Origin of the sequence: Vibrio sp. Isolate30, assembly GCF_022397975.1 — a bacterium.
Taxonomy (GTDB): Bacteria; Pseudomonadota; Gammaproteobacteria; order Enterobacterales; family Vibrionaceae; genus Vibrio; species Vibrio fortis.
The window spans coordinates 200012-220417 of record NZ_JAKEUS010000001.1 but is presented as its reverse complement, the minus strand read 5'-3'; the positions used below and the strand labels follow the sequence as shown (position 1 = coordinate 220417).

At 44.8% G+C, this 20406-nt stretch carries 20 protein-coding genes; 11 read left to right on the top strand and 9 right to left on the bottom strand.

Features of this window, described 5'->3' with window-relative positions; translation table 11 throughout:
- Window positions 1-128 precede the first annotated feature (128 nt).
- The 4 genes from norW to L1D60_RS00995 form a co-directional block, all read right to left on the bottom strand.
- Entirely contained in the window at window positions 129-1292 is a 1164-nt protein-coding gene (gene norW, locus L1D60_RS01010) for an NADH:flavorubredoxin reductase NorW (RefSeq protein WP_239839322.1), read from the bottom strand.
- Between the two features lies 1 nt (window position 1293).
- Window positions 1294-2769 (bottom strand): anaerobic nitric oxide reductase flavorubredoxin, encoded by a 1476-nt coding sequence (norV, locus tag L1D60_RS01005; RefSeq protein ID WP_239839321.1) that lies wholly within the window; start codon window positions 2767-2769, stop codon window positions 1294-1296.
- Between the two features lie 319 nt (window positions 2770-3088).
- On the bottom strand, window positions 3089-3745 hold the full coding sequence (locus tag L1D60_RS01000; RefSeq protein WP_239839320.1) for a nitroreductase family protein: 657 nt from the start codon (window positions 3743-3745) through the stop codon (window positions 3089-3091).
- 256 nt (window positions 3746-4001) lie between these two features.
- Window positions 4002-4871, bottom strand: coding sequence for a glycerol kinase (locus L1D60_RS00995; protein ID WP_239839319.1), 870 nt, complete (start codon window positions 4869-4871; stop codon window positions 4002-4004).
- Window positions 4872-5411: 540 nt separating this feature from the next.
- Here L1D60_RS00995 and L1D60_RS00990 point away from each other — a divergent pair.
- The 3 genes from L1D60_RS00990 (at window position 5412) to L1D60_RS00980 (ending at window position 9176) form a co-directional block, all read left to right on the top strand.
- Window positions 5412-7298, top strand: a complete 1887-nt coding sequence (locus L1D60_RS00990) for a PTS mannitol transporter subunit IICBA (protein ID WP_239839318.1) — start codon at window positions 5412-5414, stop codon at window positions 7296-7298.
- A gap of 142 nt (window positions 7299-7440) precedes the next feature.
- Complete coding sequence (locus tag L1D60_RS00985; protein WP_239839317.1) at window positions 7441-8589, top strand: mannitol-1-phosphate 5-dehydrogenase; 1149 nt, start codon at window positions 7441-7443, stop codon at window positions 8587-8589.
- Between the two features lie 50 nt (window positions 8590-8639).
- Complete coding sequence (locus tag L1D60_RS00980; RefSeq protein WP_239839316.1) at window positions 8640-9176, top strand: MltR family transcriptional regulator; 537 nt, start codon at window positions 8640-8642, stop codon at window positions 9174-9176.
- Between the two features lie 401 nt (window positions 9177-9577).
- Here the strand turns inward: L1D60_RS00980 and nagB are convergent, their stop codons facing one another.
- Together nagB and L1D60_RS00970 are read right to left on the bottom strand one after the other, a co-directional pair.
- Complete coding sequence (gene nagB, locus L1D60_RS00975; RefSeq protein WP_032553615.1) at window positions 9578-10378, bottom strand: glucosamine-6-phosphate deaminase; 801 nt, start codon at window positions 10376-10378, stop codon at window positions 9578-9580.
- Window positions 10379-10845: 467 nt separating this feature from the next.
- Complete coding sequence (locus L1D60_RS00970) at window positions 10846-11199, bottom strand: DUF413 domain-containing protein (protein WP_239839315.1); 354 nt, start codon at window positions 11197-11199, stop codon at window positions 10846-10848.
- A 156-nt stretch (window positions 11200-11355) separates the two neighbouring features.
- Here L1D60_RS00970 and L1D60_RS00965 point away from each other — a divergent pair, with 156 nt between their 5' ends.
- Window positions 11356-12246: a LysR family transcriptional regulator gene (locus L1D60_RS00965; RefSeq protein ID WP_239839314.1), complete on the top strand. Its 891-nt coding sequence runs from the start codon at window positions 11356-11358 to the stop codon at window positions 12244-12246.
- A 151-nt stretch (window positions 12247-12397) separates the two neighbouring features.
- On the opposite strand, the gene L1D60_RS00960 is transcribed toward L1D60_RS00965, so the two are convergent.
- Window positions 12398-12601, bottom strand: coding sequence for a hypothetical protein (locus tag L1D60_RS00960; RefSeq protein ID WP_032553612.1), 204 nt, complete (start codon window positions 12599-12601; stop codon window positions 12398-12400).
- Window positions 12602-12830: 229 nt separating this feature from the next.
- On the opposite strand from L1D60_RS00960, the gene L1D60_RS00955 reads away from it, so the two are divergent.
- The 3 genes from L1D60_RS00955 to L1D60_RS00945 all read left to right on the top strand — a co-directional run bounded on the left by L1D60_RS00955 (window position 12831) and on the right by L1D60_RS00945 (window position 15206).
- Entirely contained in the window at window positions 12831-14222 is a 1392-nt protein-coding gene (locus L1D60_RS00955) for an Ada metal-binding domain-containing protein (protein ID WP_239839313.1), read from the top strand.
- Between the two features lie 37 nt (window positions 14223-14259).
- Entirely contained in the window at window positions 14260-14745 is a 486-nt protein-coding gene (locus L1D60_RS00950) for a methylated-DNA--[protein]-cysteine S-methyltransferase (protein WP_239839312.1), read from the top strand.
- Window positions 14746-14834: 89 nt separating this feature from the next.
- Window positions 14835-15206, top strand: coding sequence for a hypothetical protein (locus L1D60_RS00945; protein ID WP_239839311.1), 372 nt, complete (start codon window positions 14835-14837; stop codon window positions 15204-15206).
- Between the two features lie 94 nt (window positions 15207-15300).
- Here L1D60_RS00945 and nhaD read toward each other — a convergent pair whose 3' ends face one another.
- Together nhaD and L1D60_RS00935 are read right to left on the bottom strand one after the other, a co-directional pair.
- The gene (gene nhaD / locus L1D60_RS00940; protein ID WP_239839310.1) at window positions 15301-16737 is read right to left on the bottom strand and encodes a sodium:proton antiporter NhaD; all 1437 of its coding nucleotides are present in this window, start codon (window positions 16735-16737) and stop codon (window positions 15301-15303) included.
- A 178-nt stretch (window positions 16738-16915) separates the two neighbouring features.
- The gene (locus tag L1D60_RS00935) at window positions 16916-17080 is read right to left on the bottom strand and encodes a hypothetical protein (RefSeq protein WP_239840482.1); all 165 of its coding nucleotides are present in this window, start codon (window positions 17078-17080) and stop codon (window positions 16916-16918) included.
- 536 nt (window positions 17081-17616) lie between these two features.
- On the opposite strand from L1D60_RS00935, the gene L1D60_RS00930 reads away from it, so the two are divergent.
- The 4 genes from L1D60_RS00930 to L1D60_RS00915 all read left to right on the top strand — a co-directional run bounded on the left by L1D60_RS00930 (window position 17617) and on the right by L1D60_RS00915 (window position 20401).
- Entirely contained in the window at window positions 17617-18354 is a 738-nt protein-coding gene (locus L1D60_RS00930; RefSeq protein WP_239839309.1) for a nucleoside recognition domain-containing protein, read from the top strand.
- Window positions 18354-18821, top strand: coding sequence for a YjiG family protein (locus L1D60_RS00925; protein WP_032553605.1), 468 nt, complete (start codon window positions 18354-18356; stop codon window positions 18819-18821). The genes L1D60_RS00930 and L1D60_RS00925 overlap by 1 nt, the downstream gene beginning before the upstream one ends.
- A gap of 654 nt (window positions 18822-19475) precedes the next feature.
- Window positions 19476-19862 (top strand): MAPEG family protein, encoded by a 387-nt coding sequence (locus L1D60_RS00920; protein WP_239839308.1) that lies wholly within the window; start codon window positions 19476-19478, stop codon window positions 19860-19862.
- An 8-nt stretch (window positions 19863-19870) separates the two neighbouring features.
- Window positions 19871-20401, top strand: coding sequence for a DNA mismatch repair protein (locus L1D60_RS00915; protein ID WP_239839307.1), 531 nt, complete (start codon window positions 19871-19873; stop codon window positions 20399-20401).
- Window positions 20402-20406: the final 5 nt, after the last annotated feature.

The window sequence follows — 20406 nt, the reverse complement described above, 5'->3', positions numbered from 1 at the left end:
TAAGCCGTGTTACCTTTTAGGTTCATTAGATTTGTAACTCGGAATCGCTCTTCTTGAGTTAATTATTGGGCAGTTCAGCTTGGGTTTGAACCGCCCATTTTTTTCTTCTTTTCGACTCTTGTTGTGCGTTAAGCCGTTTGCAATTCACGAAATAACGCAAAAGAAGAGGAAGACTCTTCACCTGTGACCACAAAGCCTACCATTTTACTGTTGTCGTCAAAGGCCCTTGCTACGATACCATTAGACTTGATGCTGGCCTCCCAACGGTCATCTTTTCCAAAGGTTCCTGAAAAAAGTATCGGGTACTTAGGCGTTTTTACTTTTGTCATCATATGCGGTAAGGCTAGCTTGCTCGGCTGCCCAATCAACTGCTTCGCAAGCACATTGGCCGATAAGATAGCCGGTTGCAAGTAAGCGCGTATTTGCCCCTCTATCTCGGCGCAGTCACCAATCGCGTAAACATCCGGTGCGCTAGTCTGCATCTGTTCATTAACCAAAATGCCGCGTTGAGTAGCGATACCGGCTTGTTTAGCCAGTGCGATATTGGGTTTAAGCCCCGCTGCAACGATCAGCTCATCGACGTCTATAGATTGCTTTTGTTCATTTGAGGCGAATGTCGGCACATCAAGCGACAAGGTTTTGTTTAGTCCGTTATCTGTTATGTGCGTGATCTGCGAGCGCGTCTTAACTTGCACACCTGCGTCAGTTAGGGCGTTTTCTAGCTCTCCTGCAATAAACCTAGGGAGTAAGCTTGCGAGTAGCGTTGGAGCAGGCTCGACAATGGTCACTTCCTTACCGGATGATTGCAGATCCAGAGCGAGTTCGACGCCTATAAGTCCACCCCCTATTACCGCGACGGTATTGGCTTTTTGAAGTCTTTCGTGACCTTGAGTGAACTCTTGCAAACTGTTCATGGTTAATAGCGAGGTTTGATGCTCTGCCAATGCTGGTGGCACAAAGGTGTTTGCGCCTGTCGCCAATACGAGTTTCGAGTAGCTATAACGCTCACAGTGCTCTGTGATCAGGGTGCGATCATTAGTGTTGAGTGAGGTGACTCGTGTATTGGTGATCATGGATACACGGTATTTTTGCTCAAGCTGTTGTGGCGTATGCGTGACAAGATCGCTTGGGCACTGCTTTTCACTGAACACATGCGACAGGCTTGGTTTGTTGTATTCCACCCCTTGGTCTGCGGTGAGCACCGTGATTGGAAGTTCAGCGTCACTATTACGTATCATCTTGATGGTTTGTAAGGCAGCAAAACCGCTGCCTATAACAATGATGGGAGCCATGTTACACCTCCACAAACACTTCTTTGCCCAAGTGGCATTCGGGGCATAGGAAGCCATCGGGTACTTGATCCCAAGGTGTGCCTGGAGCGACATCTTGGTTTGGCTCGCCCTGTTTAGGATCGTAAACCCACTCACAAACAGTGCAGCGCCAACAAGTACAGTCGTCGGCATGTGGCAGTGGTTGTTCAACTTTTTCAGAGTCAGGTGCGTCTGTTTGCGTGTCCGATGCTTCTAATCTGGTTGCTTGCGGCTCGACTACTTTAGGCTGGCTGTATGACTCATCTTGGTTCCAGACCTCGGCCAGAGTCGCACCGTAATCAATACACTGACGCAGAGCATCAGTATCTGGTTTCCAATGGATGTGCTGTGGTGGGCTCACCTCAAAGTTTGCTTCACGTAAGCGATGGTCGATACGTTTGACGGCACCACCAGTCCAACCCGATGAACCAAAAGCAGCAGCTTTTTTGTCGGCGAAGCGCAGGCCATGCATCTCTTCAAGGAGTGCTGCAATTTGGGGCATCATGACGTTATTCATAGTCGAAGAGCCAACGAGCACCCCCTTAGATCGGAAGATGTTAGCGAGAATGTCATTCTTATCGTGCTTCGAAATGTTAAAGACCTTAATCGCAGTATTAGGGCTACCCTGACGAATACCCTTGGCAATGGCATCGGCCATCATTCGAGTATTGTTCGACATGGTGTCGTAAACAATGGTGATGCGATCTTCTTTGTACGCTTTAGACCACTCATAATACTGTTCGACAATCTGAGTTGCGTTGTCACGCCAGATGCAACCGTGTGAGGTGGCGATGACATCGATCGGTACACCAAGGCTCAGCACTTCTTCTATCTTGGCTTTTACCAGAGGGGCGAATGGCGTCAGGATGTTCGAGAAGTAGCGTAAACACTGCTCGTGAAGCTCTACTTGATCGAGTTGGTCGTTAAATAGACGCTCGTCGCAGTAGTGCTGACCAAAAGCGTCATTACTAAATAGCACCTCATCACCGGTAAGATAGGTCGCCATAGAGTCAGGCCAGTGCAGCATTTTCATTTCAACGAAGATAAGCTGTTTGCCGTTACCAATATCTAACGTGTCACCTGTCTTCACTGTGCGGAAGTTCCAGTCGGGCTGGTGGTGGTGACCAACGATGGAGTTAACGCCAGCTTCAGTACAATAAACGGGTGTGTTAGGAATTTTAGCTAGCAGCGCCGAGAGCGCCCCTGAGTGATCCTCCTCAGCGTGCTGACAGATGATGTAGTCGATCTCATTGAGGTCAATCTCCATCTCTAGGTTTGCCAAGAACTGATCAGTAAATCTATGGTCTACCGTGTCAACCAACACAGTCTTCTCTTCACGAATCAAGTACGAGTTGTAACTTGTCCCTTTATTCATATGGTACTCTTTGCCGTGGAAGTGCTCAGTTTCCCAGTCGTGAATACCAACCCAATGGACATTTGATTTAACGTGAATTGTCATAACGATACTACCTTCTATGAATGTTTCTAAGGTCTACAGTGCATCGCTTGTGCCAACTTTTTAAGCTGTTGATTTATATTGATTGTTTTTGATTGTTTCTTTTGTTTTGTGTCATTTTGACTAGGTTTGTTTTTGGGTCTTTATGACTCCTATGCGTCCTTTTACTTGAGAGTTGTAAGCGACGTTGGGAGGTAAGAATGATTGAAATGTTTTCGTTAGTTCGGTTTGATTTCTTTCCAGACACAAAAAAGGCCAGACGTGTGTCTGGCCAAATAAAGCAGTGCGATTATGTGAACGATAATCGTATCTTAGAGACGAATTATAGGGTCTCTACAACTTGTTCTAATGCTAGGCGCGCTTTTGGCAGGCCGTGGTTATAGTCTTCGCCATCTTTGTGGTAGCCAATTGCTAGTGCTACATCAACAACGTGACCTTCTAGCTCTTCAGCAAACTTCTCACCAATCAGTGCAGAATCAACACCTTCCATTGGAGTAGATGCAATACCTAGACGCGCTAGAGTGTGTAGGATGTTACCCAAAGCAATGTAAACCTGAGCTTTAGTCCAGTTGCCGTTGAAACCTTCTTCGTCTGTATTCATGTCTGCGAATGCGTAAGCACCCATGAACATGTCGTACATGTCTGCTGGAAGGTGGCCTGAACTTACTTCAGCATCTACACGCTTAGCAAATTTCTCTTTTGTGAACTTAGGATCGTGAGCAAAAAGAATAGTGTGAGACGCTTCTTTTGCATGCGGTTGGTTAAACTGGTGCATGTTTTCAAAAGTGTCGTGGAAGCGTTGTTTAGCTTCGTCACTCTCAATGATAATGAATTTCCAAGGCTGAGAGTTAATAGAAGACGCAGATAGACGCAGCGCTTCTTTGATGATGTCCATATCTTCCGCAGAGATGCGTTTGTCAGCATCGTATTTTTTAGCAGTGTAGCGAGTGTTCAAATCTTTGATGATTGGATGAGTCATGTTGGCTCCTAGTATCTATATGAATAAATGTTTTAGGGTTTAATGTTCAGTAACGTCAACAATAAACGGACAACCTAACTGGTCATCGAACATGCCCCAATGATCGAGAATCTGCGGTAGCTCAAATCGATGGGTGTAAGATAAAGGAACTTAAGTAAGAGAAAAATAGCGAAGATCTCAAATGACTATGGACTAAATTGTCCATAATCATGTGAGCTTGGTTGGATTATTGGTGTTACTGAGGGGGTGGAGTCGTTTAATAGGCCTTAATGCCGAATTGTCTTAATAGAGGAGGGAGCACACTATCGAGGTTAGGAATATCCTCGGGATAGATTTCAATTAGGTCAAAACCGTGCTCTTTATAAGCTTGCAGCGTTGCCTCTTTTTGCTTGGCGTCTGTTGCGCCTTTGTCACTTCCCCAGAATTGGATATAGACCTTACCGGATGGTAAATAGAAATCACTGACGATTTCAGTTGCGATAGGGAGAGGTCGCTCGTAGGCATGCACAACTCCCGCCATATAAAGCCAGTTATCGATAATGAGTTCACCCTTGGATCGAACGTAGTGCCCATCTAAGGTGCGGTGCTTGGCTTCGAATTTCTGTCTAAAGCTAGAAAAGGAGACATCCGTTGAATGGCTTTCCGCATCTTTACCTAGAAACTCAACCACAGATTGTTTGAGGCGCTTGTTCTTGGCCACCGTATCGTGCCAAACCACAAAAACATTATTGCTGACTTTATCTTCTCTTTGTTCACCACCCACTTTTAAACCCGTGTTCGTTACGTGCCATCCATCATCTTCACGGCGAATCCAACCCAGTTCATTGAGCAATAGATTGATCTTTTTAGCGCTGAGTTGAAGTGATTGACCGAGCTGAGTTGCTGTAAGGGTGGTTCCAGCAGTAGAAGCGGTATCGATTAGTAGGTTTTCAGGCCAAACGATAAATTGACCGAACTTTGTGTGCTCGACATATTCTCCACCGAACGCTTCGCCACGTTCCGTTAATACCCACTTATCCTCATTTCGTACAATATAGCCAGCACTCTTTAACTGGTTAAAAAGAACTTTGGGCTCTAGACCTTTTAGTTTGGCAAGTGCTGATGTTGATAGCTTATCTGATGTCATAAGGGGCACTCTTCTGATTCGTCGGCATCCGATGTATTTCGTTGTTCTCTTTATATCATTAATTGTACATAAGAAGAGTAGACACCTGATGATATGAGAACCGTAACTTTGATTAGTAGTTAAATGTCCCTACACGACAATTGTGTAATTAAATTACATAATATCTATTTTAAGTCACTTTGATGCATATAAATTAGACTTGGTATGCTGTGTTTTTAGCCTGCAATCTATGCTTTATTGAGTGGTGTTGCCTAAAGTGTGATTTAAATCACTAATTATTTTTTACCTTCCAGGGGTAAAGTGTGATCTAAATCATCATTAAATGAGACTTAATCTCATTTATTTTGGGTTGTAATTTAGATTCACCTTAAATATGTGATCAAAGTCATCGTTGATAACTCCTTGTTGTTTTTTCTGTGTGATCTGTATCACTAAATTGGCGTGAGCGTGCGTTTTTAAAATCTTGTGTTAGATTTTACTCAACTTTTGAGCACACACTTTCGGTCATTTGACCAACCAATACACTACGGGGTTCTACCTATGTTATCACCAGAAGCTAAGATTAAGGTTCAAAACTTTGGTCGTTTCTTATCCAATATGGTAATGCCAAACATCGGCGCATTTATTGCGTGGGGTTTCATTACTGCACTATTCATTCCAACTGGTTGGCTTCCTAACGAAACGTTAGCGTCTATGGTTGGTCCAATGATCACTTACTTGCTGCCACTACTGATTGGTTACACTGGTGGTAAAATGGTTGGCGGTGACCGCGGTGCGGTTGTTGGTGCCATCACAACAATGGGTGTTATCGTTGGTACGGACATCCCAATGTTCATGGGAGCGATGATTGTTGGCCCACTAGGTGGTATTGCAATCAAGAAATTCGATGAAGCTGTTCACGGTAAAGTGAAGAGCGGCTTCGAGATGCTCGTGAATAACTTCTCTGCTGGTATCATCGGTATGATCTGCGCAATCATTGCATTCCTTGCAATCGGTCCTGCAGTGAAAGTACTTTCTGGGGGGCTAGCGGCTGGTGTAAACGCAATGGTTGAAGCGGGTGCACTACCTCTTGCATCTATCTTTGTAGAGCCTGCGAAAATCCTTTTCCTAAACAATGCGATCAACCACGGTATCTTCTCTCCTCTAGGTATTCAGCAGTCTGAAGAGATCGGTCGTTCAATCTTCTTCCTAATCGAAGCGAACCCAGGTCCAGGTCTAGGTCTACTACTTGCTTACATGGTATTTGGTAAAGGCAGTGCGAAGCAGTCTGCTGCGGGTGCTTCTATCATCCACTTCCTAGGTGGTATCCACGAAATTTACTTCCCTTACGTTCTAATGAACCCACGTCTGATTCTAGCGGTTATCGCAGGTGGTATGGCTGGTGTATTCACTAACGTAATGTTCAGCTCGGGTCTAATCTCTCCAGCGTCTCCAGGTTCTATCTTCGCGATTCTACTGATGACACCTAAAGGTTCTTACATCGGTGTGATTCTATCGGTTATCGCAGCAACAGCAGTATCGTTTGTCGTAGCGTCAATTCTTCTTAAAACAACAGCACAAGGTGACGACGAAGATTCACTAGAGAAAGCATCTGCACAAATGAAAGACATGAAAGCGTCTTCTAAAGGTGCAGCAACAGGTGCAGACATCAACCTAGCAGATGTGAAAGCGGTATACGTAGCATGTGACGCGGGTATGGGTTCAAGTGCAATGGGTGCAGGTCTACTACGTAAGAAAGTGGATGCAGCAGGCCTAAACATCACAGTAACTAACTACGCGATTAACAACCTGCCAACAGATTCACAGATTGTTATTACACACAAAGACTTAACAGACCGTGCACGCAAAACCATTTCTGGTGCAATGCATATGTCTCTAAGCAACTTCTTAGATGGTGCGGTATACGACAACCTGGTAGCAGAGCTTGTTGAAGCACAGAGCGGCGAAGCAAAAGCAGCGCCTGCAGCAGCAGCACAAGAAGAGTCTAAAGAAGAAGGTCTAGCGCTAACAAGCGATGCAGTATTCCTTGGTCTTAAAGCAACAGACAAGAATGAAGCGATTAAGTTTGCTGGTGAGCAACTAGTAAAACTTGGCAACGTAGCACCAGCTTATGTTGATGGCATGTTTGCTCGTGAGGAACTGGTTTCTACTTACCTAGGTGAGTCTATCGCAGTACCACACGGCACGATTGAAGCGAAACAGCACGTACAAAAAACCGGCATCGTATTCTGTCAGTACCCAGAAGGTATTCAATGGGGCGAAGACGAAGACGATATCGCGAAGATGGTAATCGGTATTGCAGCTCAAGGTGACGAGCACAACATGGTACTGATGGCTATCACGAATTCACTTGATGACGAAGAAGCAGTGGAACGCTTACAGAACACCACTAATCCAGAGGATGTTCTGAAGATTCTAAACGGATAATAAGAAGCTTTAAGTCAAGCTCCTGAGTGAACGAGGCCAGTCCCCCCTGGCCTCATTTTCCCAGTCTAGATAGCTCACGGTTTAGAAGTAAGTTGTTGAACCGTCACCTATATAGATTACACAGTTAAAAGGTCTAAACATTATGAAAGCGTTACATTTCGGTGCTGGTAATATCGGTCGTGGTTTCATTGGTAAGTTACTTGCTGATGCAGGTCTTGAAGTCACTTTTGCAGACGTAAATGAGACAGTCGTTAATGCGCTAATCGAGCGTAAAGAGTACCCAGTTAAGATTGTTGGCGAAGAGTGCGTTGTTGAAGTTGTTAAGAACGTAACGGCAGTTAACTCAGCGACAGACGCAGTGATTGACTGCATCGCTGAGTCAGACCTAATCACTACTGCGGTTGGTCCAACAGTATTAAAGATCATTTCTAAGTCGATTGCTCAAGGTATCGAGAAGCGTGCAGCAGCAGGCAACACTGCACCAATGAACATCATCGCAGCTGAGAACATGGTTCGTGGTACTAGCCAGCTTAAGGCGGCAGTGCTTGAGCATCTATCTGATGAGATGAAAGCATTCACTGAAGAGAACATCGGTTTCGTTGATTCAGCGGTTGACCGTATTGTGCCGCCTGCAGAAGCGGGTGAGACAGACCCTCTAGCGGTAACGGTTGAAACGTTCAGCGAGTGGATCGTGGATGAGACTCAGTTCAAAGGCGAGATCCCAAGCATTCCAGGCATGGAGTGTACAGACAACCTAATGGCGTTTGTTGAGCGTAAGTTATTTACTCTTAACACTGGCCACCTAGTTACGGCTTACCTAGGTGTACTTGCAGGTCTTGAGACAATTAAAGACTCTATTGAGAATGATGAGATTCGAGCGCAGGTTACGGCAACGATGGAAGAGAGTGGCGCAGTGCTGATCAAACGCTACGGTTTTGATCCTGAAGCTCACGCAGCTTACATTCAAAAGATTCTGGGTCGTTTCGCAAACCCTTATCTACGTGACGAAGTTGACCGTGTTGGCCGTCAGCCAATCCGTAAACTTAGCCCACAAGATCGTCTAGTCAAACCATTGAATGGTACGCTAGAATACGGCTTACCAAATGAGAATTTGATTAAAGCGATTGCTGCAGCATTCCACTACAAGAATGAAGATGACCCTCAAGCGGTTGAACTTCAAGCAATGTTCGCAGAAAAAGGTTTTGCTGAGACATTAGCGCATTATTCTGAGCTGAATATCGACTCAGAAGTTGTTAAACTAGCGGAACAAGCTTACCAAGCATTGAAATGATAAATCATCAAAGTGCCACTTCTGTGGCACTTTCTTATTGCAGAGCCGTTATGCCAATACATCCTAGCCATGAAACAGAACTCCTTGAAGCACTTGCAGAGGCGACGACAGCCAATGCTTGTTTTATGGCGGCTTACGATGCATTGGATGACACGGTAGATACGGTTCTGAAAAGCATATTCCAGAAAGATGACACCGCAGTGAAGTTTGTTGTTGAGCCGCTCCTTAACAGTGGAGGTCCACTAGGCGAGATCATGGTTCGCGCTAAATTGCTGCTAGGTTTGGGTGTCATCAGTAAAGAAGTCTATGATGACCTAGAGATTTTTGTCACCTTGAAAGAGTGGGCGAAAATTCAAGGTGATGAGGTTTCATTCACTGACCCTAATGTTCTGTTTGAGCTAAACCGAATTCACGCCATTCAAAAGATCATGCCGATTGAATACGATGCTGACATGGTTGCGTCGATGTCGGGTCCAATGCTCGATATGTTTTTGGGGCGCCACAATCAGAAGGTTCAGTCGACCATCGTTCTGGCCATTACTGATCTCATCAATACTCTTTGTCGCGACAACGCACTGATTGTGTGATCGCTTTTTGCGTTTCAGCTATCTATTTTCGGTCGCTTATGCCATCTATTCTGGTTATTTCATTTATCTAATTGCACCGCTTTCCCTTTCTTTGAGTTTTAGCCTTTGAGTGTAGTCAGCTCGGCTTAGATCAACCTTCCCCTATAGGTTGCCAACTTGAGTTAGGGAAAGCTCGCTTTCTTCTATTTATTCTCGCTCTTCTCTTTCTTCATTATCTTCGCTACTTCACTGTTTTCAGAATGACTTCTCACTGCCATTGGCGTTTTGCACGCGGTTGACTTTGTCTCCGCTAGTGTCACTTCTCCCTGAATTTACGCTATCGATAGGTGGCATGGATTCATTGAAATAGCAGGCACAAAAAAAGCCACCGAGGTGGCTTTTCGTTTCAACAAAACCTGAGATTATAGGTCTTGGATGTTCTCAGCTTCTAGCTCTTGGAAGTAGCGTAGAGTCTTAACTTTAAGCTCTTGTTGAGCTGGCTCATCAGCAACGATGATAGCTTTACGGTGCATTTGAAGCGCTGTAACAGTCCACATGTGGTTTACAGAACCTTCGATAGCAACTTGTAGAGCTTGCGCCTTGTTGTGACCCATAGTCAGGATCATTACTTCTTCAGCGTCTAGTAGAGTCGCAACACCGATAGTTAGTGCGTATTTTGGCACTTGGTTGATGTCGTTGTCGAAGAAACGAGAGTTCGCGATGCGAGTCTCTTCAGTTAGCGTCTTGATACGAGTACGAGATGCTAGAGAAGAACCTGGTTCGTTGAATGCGATGTGACCGTCGATGCCGATACCGCCCATGAACAGGTTGATTTTACCGTAAGAACGGATTTTTTCTTCGTAAGCTGCGCAGTGAGCGTCGATGTCTTCTGCTTGGCCGTCTAGTAGGTTGATGTTCTCTTCTTGAATATCAACGTGGTTGAAGAAGTTTGTGTACATGAAAGTACGGTAAGACTCAGGGTGGTTAGGATCGATACCTACGTACTCATCCATGTTGAATGTAACAACGTTTTTAAAGCTAACTTCACCCGCATTGTATAGCGCGATTAGTTCTTTGTAAGTCGTTAGTGGTGTGCCACCAGTAGGTAGACCAAGAACGAATGGACGATCAGCTGTTGGGTTGAATGCTTTAATTGCGTCAACGATGTGACGAGCTGCCCATTTACCTACTTGTGCCGCGTTGTTTAAAGGAATAAGTCTCATTTTTGTAGCCCCTAAGATAAATAATTTATAGTGTGCTGAAACATTAATTCGCATTATAAAATAAGTGATCTGTTTCTGCCATTGTTTTAGGTCAAATTTTTAGTTTTTTAATGACATCTGTGACAGTAAGTCTCAAAATTGCACAATATATATAGGGATATTTATCATCGTTAAACAAGATTCATCTGCTTGTCATAAAAGGAGTTTTTGTTTGAATTATCGTCTCTTGATTTGTCGCAAAACGCGAGCTCAAAAAAATGAAATTTATTTTTGCTGTTTAGAATGATAAGTGAAGAGTTTTCGGTTGCTTTAAGCTTGAGGCGCGCAGAAGTGTGATAATGAGAAGAATCTCGCTATCATTATGAAATTTATAAAAATATTGTAAAGGAGCGCTTATTCGCTACACTTGTAGAGGGCGTACGTAGGTCAGTAAGCTCAAGGCGTGGAAACACCTTGAGCTAAGAAGATTAATCTTCCAACACTAACTCGCTGTCGTACTCTTCTCTTGGTACGTCGCCACGTTTGCAGCCATTAAGAGTGTGGAAGCGACGACGCCCGCGAGCAAGCTGGATGTATTTCAACCAAACACGCTCTAACTTAGACTTCGCCTTGTGAGGGTGCGATAACACTTTCACAAAGTGTTTTTCTTCAGCATTCGTCGGTGCAAGTTCGCCCGATTCAAGTGCTAGCATGGTATCACCAAACAAGGTTAGGATTTCTTCTTCGACAAGAGTAAAATCACCTGACTTAGCAAACCCTCTTGGGAATTTATTGGTGTCATAAAAACGTTTTTTTCCGTGTCGGAATTCGGTCTCAGACATAACAGCCTCAGTAATGTGGTTGGATTGAAATTAGTGTTTTTGTTACTCACGCGAAAATATTGTTAAAAGGGAAAAATGGAAAACAAAACCTTTTTGCCCTTACGATAAACAATCCTAGATCTGCTAGTTAGCAGATTTATTACAGAGATGTATTTGATGGATGTGAAAGTATTTAGAACCTTTCTTGAGGTTGCAAGGGTGCGCCATTTTGGTCGTGCTGCTGAAAACTTGTATTTAACACAAGCGGCCGTGAGTGCCCGTATCAAACAGCTTGAAGGCTATTTTGATACTCAGCTTTTTATACGTGATCGCAACAATATTAAGCTGACTTCCTCTGGTGAGCGTTTGATTGGCTATGCAGAAGTGATGGTCTCAACGCTTCAACAGGCTAAGTTTGAACTCTCTTTAGAGAGTGGTAAGGCGCTTCAATTAACCTTGGGCGGCACACCAAATATCTGGGATGCTTACTTGCAGAACTGTTTGAGTGTAGTGACAGACTCTTTCGGTGGTTACGGCTTTATGGCTGAGGTTATGGGTCGCGAGCAACTCAACCGAAATCTGCTAGAGCGCACGCTGGATATGGCCTTTGCTTTCGATCAGATCAAAGCGGAGGAGCTGAACTGCAAAAAGGTCGCGGATTTAGTTCTCGTCTTGGTATCGACACAGCCCGACGACCTTGAAAGCGTATTCCAAAACAAATACGTCTATGTGGATTGGGGAACGCGTTTCGGCTCAGAGCACGCAGAGCGACACCCAAAAGTGCCAGCTCCTTATCTACGCACATCAACAGCGCGTATAGCGCTGGACTTTATTCTAGAAAAAGGCGGTAGTGCGTATCTTCCAGTATCTTTGGTTGAACCCTTTATTGAGTCAGGTCAACTGCACAAGGTAAAAGGGGTAGAGGATTGGTATCGTCCGATTTATCTGAGCTACCGTAAATCGAGTACTTCGGTGGATGCAATCATGCAGGTGGAAGAGTTGGTTAAAGAGATTGACCCGTCCACAGCCTATACTCTGCAGCAAGCCGCTGAGATTGCGCCTGAATAGCCCGTTGGGGCTGTGATTGGTAGAAGTTGGTCAAAAGGCTGAGTACTTAGACTCATAGACTCTTAGAAATAGATAGATAAAGAAATAATGGCTCCCGATTGGGAGCCATTATAGTTTTAAGCCAGCGAAGGCGAGCGACACATGAGAGATGTCATAAATTCATTAAGTTCTCAATAGACTCTTCTAACGAGTGAGACATGTAAGAGTGGATTTGATGACCGTCAGTGGCGTCAATCTCAATCATTGAGATGCCGCTTTGCGAAGTATCTTCGAGAAAGCCAAGAGACTGTTCGACAGACTGACAGGTGAGAACTTGCTTGTTCTTGAGAACAATGCGACAGGTGTGCAGATCCATAGCCAATTATCCTTGTTATTCAGCTAGCCTCGGCATCTTAAGCGCCAAGTGACAGCTGTGACGTTGCGAGAGAACCCTCTCTTCCCTCTTAAGGGTAGTTGAACTCTGCCAAAAGCAAATTAAAAAATTCAATTTAATGCATATTCACTTCCGAAAATGGCTAGCGTTCGTTTCGCTTGTCGTTACACTTTAACTCATCACTTAATGTTATGGTTTTTAAGGTAGGCATATGGAAGGCAAGATTCATCAATACAGCGATCTGAGCAGTGCTCAGTGTCAACAAGCGCGCCTTGCGAGAGATGCACGCTTTGATGGACTGTTTTTTATTGCCGTGAAGACGACAGGGATCTTCTGTCGCCCCATCTGCCCAGCTTCGCCGCCGAAAGAACAAAACGTCGAATATTTCTCGAATCAAGCGCAGGCACTGCAAGCGGGTTATCGCCCCTGTCTGCGTTGTCGCCCAGATAGCGCCCCTTTCTCGCCAGCTTGGAAGGGCGTTGAGACGACTTTTCTCAGAGCACAAAAGCTGATTGAAGAAGGTGGTTTAGCCGAAGGTAACAGTGCGGCTCTGTGTCAGCGCTTAGGCATCTCAGACCGCTATCTTCGCAGCTTATTCAGTAAATATATGGGCGTTTCCCCTAAGCAATACGCAATCTATAACCAACTCATGTTTGCAAAGCAGCTCCTCCATAATAGTCAGATGAGCATTACTGATATTGGGTTTGCTTGTGGATTTAAGAGTACACGTCGATTTAATGATGCCTTTCTTAAGGTGCTGAAATTGTCTCCATCACAGATCCGAAAGTCCGGATCTGACAGCGCTACGACCAATATTGTGTCTTTACCCATGAAAGGGACGATTAACTGGCAACACATGTTGAACTTTTATCGCAAACGTATGATTGAGGGTGTTGAGGAAGTCGGGGAGGATTACTATCAACGAACGGTAATCATCAACGAGGCGACAGGGTGGTTTCGTATTCGTTGTGTTAAGAGCAGCAAACACCCAACCAATGTGCTGGAAGTCGAGTTCGAACTCAGCCAGATGAATCAGTTGAGAAATTTGATTCGTCAAATCCGTCGAATGTTCGATCTCGATGTCGACATCAATCGAGTTGAAGCGCACCTAGGCAATGTCGACGCCTCATTGATCCAAGAGTCCGGTATTCGCATTCCTGGAGTATGGTCGCCTTGGGAAGCCGGTGTTCGCGCTATTTTGGGGCAGCAGGTGTCGGTGAAAGCGGCGATAGGTCAATTGAATTTGCTAGCCAAGCAGTTGTCACCAAAAGAACAAGCGACCTATTTTCCAACGCCGGAACAAGTTGCTCAGGCTGACATTAGCTTTTTAAGAATGCCGCAGAGTCGAAAAGATACCTTACACAGATTTGCGGTTTATATGGTTGAGAACAATCATCAACATCCAAGCCAATGGCTCGATATTAAAGGCATTGGCCCTTGGACAGTACAGTACGCATTATTGAGAGGTTTGAGCGAACCGGATCACCTGCTCACTGGTGATTTAATCGTGAAGAAATACATCGACCAACACCCTACCGTGACAGCAAGCAAGGTATCACCATGGGGTAGCTACGCAACATTCCATTGCTGGAGCCATTTTTAAATTCCGCGGTGAAGCACCGTTAAGAGAACGAATGATAATGATGAAACGATTTACTTATTACACCAGCCCACTGGGTATTGTGACGATACAAGGCTGCGATGAAGGATTACTGGGTATTTGGTTTGAAACGCATACCACTAAGCCAGAAGATCTGGGCATACAAGATGATAGTTTTGCGTTGTTTGAGAAAACTAAGCAACAGCTAGATGGATATTTTGCCGGAGAGCGAGACCATTTTTCTGTACCAATTGCAGCCGAAGGGACGCCATTCCAACAGTCAGTTTGGCAAGCTCTAACGCGTATTCCTTTCGGTGAAACATGGAGTTACCAACAGCTTGCAGATGAAATCGGCAATCCCAAAGCGGTCAGAGCCGTAGGCTTGGCTAATGGAAAGAACCCAGTTTCTATCATAGTGCCTTGTCATCGCGTTATTGGTAAAAACGGCAAACTGACCGGCTATGCGGGCGGTGTCGAAAGAAAGTCCGCGCTGTTGAAATTAGAAGGCATTCTATCAATTAGTTGAATAAATGCTCTTATTGTTTTCTGGTATTTATATAAATCACTGCTTATTATTTAAAAACTTAATAAAGAAATATAAAAACAGAAAACTCTATGAACCGACAATTTATTACGGCGATTGGGTGTAGTAGCGTTTTATTGACTGGGTGTTTGAGCGAGACAACGAAACCATTTGAGGTTCCTCAATTGGTCCTATTCAGCGGTATGTATGAAAACCCGGAAAACGAGAGCTATTTGATCTTTGACTCGGGCAAAGTACGCTACCAAACCACGGATATCAGCATCACTCGCGACTACAGCGTCGACGATGATTTGATCAGTATCGAACTAAACTCAGCGAGCAGCAAAATAGGTCCAGGGTTAGTGATGCGCATTCACAACGATGGAAGAAAGCTGACTTGCAACGGCTGTCCGGGCCTTCAATTGAGCAACGTTTGGACACGTGTCCCTGAATCGAAACAGTAATTCGCCGAGCTGCTAACGAACCCACTCGGCGAATACCTCCATTTCAAGCGCTTTACCGTGCTTTTGTCTTTTTAGCCAGTGATTAAGTTAGGTTTTAAAACAGACTCGAATTCATGGCGAGGTGTACGGCAATGCTGAGGGCATAACCGATCGCGATAACTGGCATCCATTTTAGGTGACCAAAGAAGGTGTATTTGCCATGCGCTGCCCCCATCAAAGCGACACCAGCAGCACTGCCTATCGAAAGCAAGCTACCTCCAACCCCTGCCGTTAACGTGATGAGAAGCCAGTTGCCAATCGACATACTTGGCTCCATGGATAGCACTGCAAACATCACAGGAATATTGTCGACGATCGCAGAGAGGATACCCACCATGATGTTGGCCCAAATCGGGTTCCATTGGCTGTACATGACGCCTGATGCTAATTCTAAGTAGCCGAGTAAGCTCAAACCACCCACACACATTACAACACCATAGAAGAACAACAGTGTGTCCCACTCGGCGTGAGATACACGTCTGAACACATCGAATGGCACCACTGAACCTAAGCGTTTGAGTGCCGCTTCATCATGGTTGGCAATCGCAATTGCTTTCTTCTTCGCCAATGATTTGGGTAGCGTTTTGCGCAAGAAAAAGCCAAAGAATTGCAGATACGCTAGCCCCATCATCATGCCGATCACTGGAGGGAAATGAATCACAGCGTGGAAGGCAACGGCGGTTGCTATGGTCATGACAAACAGGAATACAATGCGCTTTGCACCGCGTTTGAGCTCTACATGCTGGTGGACGGTGTCTGGCTGCGTGGTCGGAACAAAGTAAGACATAATTAACGCAGGAGCGAGGTAGTTGACCGCTGATGGGATAAACAATGGCATGAACTCCGAGAAGTTCACATAGCCCGCTTGCCAAACCATAAGTGTGGTGATGTCACCGAACGGGCTAAATGCCCCGCCTGCATTGGCCGCGATTACGATATTAACGCAGGCAAGGTTAACAAATTTCGGGTTTGAGCCTGCGACTTTGAGAACCACAGCGCACATTAATAACGCAGTGGTTAGGTTATCGGCAATTGGAGAAATAAAGAACGACAGAATACCGGTGAGCCAAAACAGTGAACGGTAGTTAAAGCCTTTTCCCACCATCCACGCTTGCAGTGCATCGAATAGACGACGCTCCTCCATGGCGCTGATGTAGGTCATAGCCACGAGTAGAAACAGTAGCAACTCTGCGTATTCTAAAAGGTTGTGCTCTAAGGCTTGTTGGGCGACTTCAATTTGTTGATGGTTTTGGTAGGTTAAGCCAATCGCAATCCATATGAGGCCAGCTGCGAGCAGAACTGGCTTCGATTTTCGCAATTGCAGATACTCTTCCATCATCACAAACACGTAGGCGATAACGAAAATGGCCAGACACAGATAGCCAATTGAAGACTGAGTGAGATTGAGGGCATGAGTTGTTCCTGTCTCACTGGCAAAAGATAAAGAGGGAAGAATCGCCAAGAGAAAGACGAAGATCTTTGTGCCTGCCATAATTTACGCTCCATGAAATTAGATGAGTCTGTACGCGTAAAAGCGTAGACCTAAATATGGCTGCGTAGTGTGATAGAACTCTTAATAATTCAAGAGATTAGTGAATCGTATTAGAGATAAAAATGAAAAAGCTCTACCAACTCATTTGTTGATAGAGCTTTATCTGTGGTTGCCAATATTAAGCAGCACTGCGATCAAAAACGACAGCTTGATCAACGGTACACACTTCAACGGGCCAACCGTAAGATTGGTACTCCAGCGCAAGTTTGTCAGCGACAACACGTGAAACAGTTGCACTGATCCACATACCTTTGCCCATTACTTGGTATTTTAATGTTCTCATTTCCATAATAACCACTGCTCTCTTTCCTTCCTATTGGCTGATCGCAGTCTATAGCAGCCATGAACGCTGAAATTTCACTTTGAGCTCATATCTTTGCTGTTAAGGCTCAGCATCATCAAGCTCGTAAATAGTGCCTATTCAGTGTTCTGTACGGTCTGTTTGGGGTTTGGTGTCATACTCTAAGTATATGTAATGTATTGGAAATATAATTTTAGTGAAATTTAGTGTAAGAGATCTCGCACATGACTTTCAGAGATAATGAGAACGGAGTGTTATTTAAATTGAGGAGGTTGATACTTAATGTTGGCAATTGTTTATGGTTTGTTTTCTATCAATAATTGGTTTTGTATTCTAATTATTAAATAATATATAGCCTCATAACCTGCAATTTAAGCTAATTCACAGTTTTATATTTTGCCTATGTTTGATTGGGTAATATTATTGCTCTCTTGATTTTGGTCATTATCTCAATGTGCATTACTTTGCACTATCTATACGTGTTCTGTTCCACATAAACAAGATGTATAGAGGCAATTATGACTAATCCTGCTCAAACCGATCGTAAAGTGACGATTGGTTGTTATATAGCTCTCGCATTCGCGATAGTGTTCTTTTCCGGCCTGCTCAAATCTAATGAGTGGTATGGTGTTTTTGACTTTACCACGTTAAATGGTTCGTTCGGTAAGGTCGCCTATGATGTCAGTGAGACAGCAGACGGCGTCCAAGCTGCCACCACATCACTACGTGGTAAGGGCGGCAGTGGCGCGCGTGACGGTTTCATTTTCGCGCTGACTTTGATCCCTACCGTGATGTTTGCGTTAGGAATGATTAATGTCCTTGAACACTACGGCGCACTAGAGGCTGCTCGCAAGTTGTTAACACCTCTTCTACGTCCATTGATGGGGATTCCAGGTAATTCGGGCCTAGCCTTGATTGCGTCTTTACAAAGTACGGATGCCGGGGCCGCTATGACTAGGCAGCTCAAAGACGAGGGGCATTTGACTAAGCGTGAAACCGATGTGTTTACCATGTTCCAATTTACGGCTGGTGCTGCCATTGTCAACTTTTTCTCTTCTGGTGCCGTGCTGTTCACCCTCACCACGATCGATGGTTCATTAGCGGTTTCATCTTCGATCGGTCTTGCTGTTGCGGTGATGTTTGTCTTTAAGTTTGTTGGTGCCAACCTGTTCCGTATTTATCTAAATATCACAGAGGGCAAAGAAGATAAGTCGGACTCCAATAAAAAACAAAACATGACAGAGGAGGCAGCATAATGAGCGAAGTAAAAGCAAAGAAACCTATGGTGACGGATATTTTCGTTGAGGGTGCTAAAAAAGGTTGGGTGATCGCGACTACGTCGACCCTGCCAAACGTGCTGATGGCTTTTGTGATCATCAAGGCATTGCAAATCACTGGTGCACTCGATCTGATGGGCAGTGTGTTCGCCCCTATTATGGCTGTGTTCGGTCTTCCAGGTGAGGCCGCTGCGGTACTCATTGGGGCTTGGATGTCGATGGGCGGCGCTGTGGGCGTTGTGATTACGCTGTTTGACCAAGGTATTTTAAACGGGACTCACATTGCGATCTTAGCGCCTGCGATTTATCTAATGGGCTCTCAAGTGCAATACATGGGACGCATTATGGGGCCTATCGGTACGGAAGGCCGTTATATTCCAGTGATGATTGCTATCTCTGTATTGAATGCGTTCGGCGCGATGTTGGTCATGAATGTGCTTTTATAGCCGACTGACTATTTAGAGACCAAGAAATGAATCAGATTGAACGCGACAAAAGTCGAAGCGTTATATTGGTGATTTTTATCGGGTCCCTAAAATAGAGAAACCCCGTTTGGCTTACACCAAACGGGGTCTGTTCTTTTTCGTAGCCTTCCTGCTACCAACGTTGTCTCTTATTTATTCTTAAATAAGGTAACGTATGCTCCCTGCATCGTTCCTTGACTTGGTTAACTCCATTAACCTATCCAATTCATCGCCTTCCTAGCGGTGTCCTGACCTTATCATCCTGATAAGCAACTCATCCTAGAGTGTGACTTCCTTGCTGATAACCCTTCCTGTGCTATCAAATCTTCATCCTGAAGATACCCAATCCATTAGGCTTTTCCTGTTCCTGCCAACTCCCTGTCGACAAGTTAATTAAACACTCTTGTGACTTCACTCGCAATGGAGCAAAACTATAATTCAGTTCAATAATTAGAAAGATTTGTGCGCTGTTCATTAGAAAACAATAAGTTGAGTTTGTTTTTTGAGTATATTCTGCGAAGCTTATTTGAGATCTCTTACGTCGGTTGTGAGAGATCTCTTACAAGGAGATGAGCAAGCTTGACTGAATCAAGAAGGCTTATACTCGTCAGTTATTATTGAAGATAAGGAAATATCATGGTTACAGCGTTATACGCGTCTATACTCGCCCTCATTATGCTCTGGTTAGCCGTTGAGGTGATCAAGCAGAGAAGGAAGAATCAGGTCGCCCATGCTGATGGTGGTGTCGAATCGCTGCAAATCGCGCGATCTGCACAGAGTAATGCGATGGACTATATCCCGATAACTGTGATTCTAATGGCGCTGTTAGAGTTTAACGGTGCCAATGTCTGGTTGATTCATATCATCGGCATCGCTTTTATTGCGGGTCGTATCATTCACGGGAAGAGCATTCTTGCTCGCAGCCTAAAAGGCCGAAAACAAGGTATGTATTTAACCTTTGGCAGCATGGTGTCTCTGGTTGTCCTAAACTTGGTTTATCTACCATTTGATAAACTTATGTAAGGATAGCCATGGCGTTACGCCTCCCTCCACCATGGATGATCGTATTGGCTGGCTTGGTGCTCAACATTCTCGCCATTGTTGTGTCGAGCCTGGTGCTCGACAAAATGGTGGTTGAGCAGGCTCAATACCGCGAGCGCCAGCAAGGTAACATCTACTCTATTCAGCTGGCGTGGAACACTATAGAGACGTTAGAACGTAAGCGCGAATCCATGCTGCTACACATGGACATCAGTACCTCATCCAACTCTGCGGTCACACCTGAATTAGAGGAAGCGATGCGAGGCCAGTTAGGTGTGTGGGTGAGCGGAGAGGTCCCCGAGATCACCGTTGAAAACCTTTCTCAGATCATGATGATGATTAACCAAGCCCAGCAATCGCAACGGACACGCATTGATGATTTCTATCTCGATAATCTAACCCTATCCGAGCTTCTTCAGGCTCTAGAAGAGCAAATGACGCTCTATAAAAACATTGCCCTTTTTCTACAAATCTTCGGCTTAGCTTTGATTCTCGCTCGCGATTTGGCAAGGCGAAGTTAGGGTAG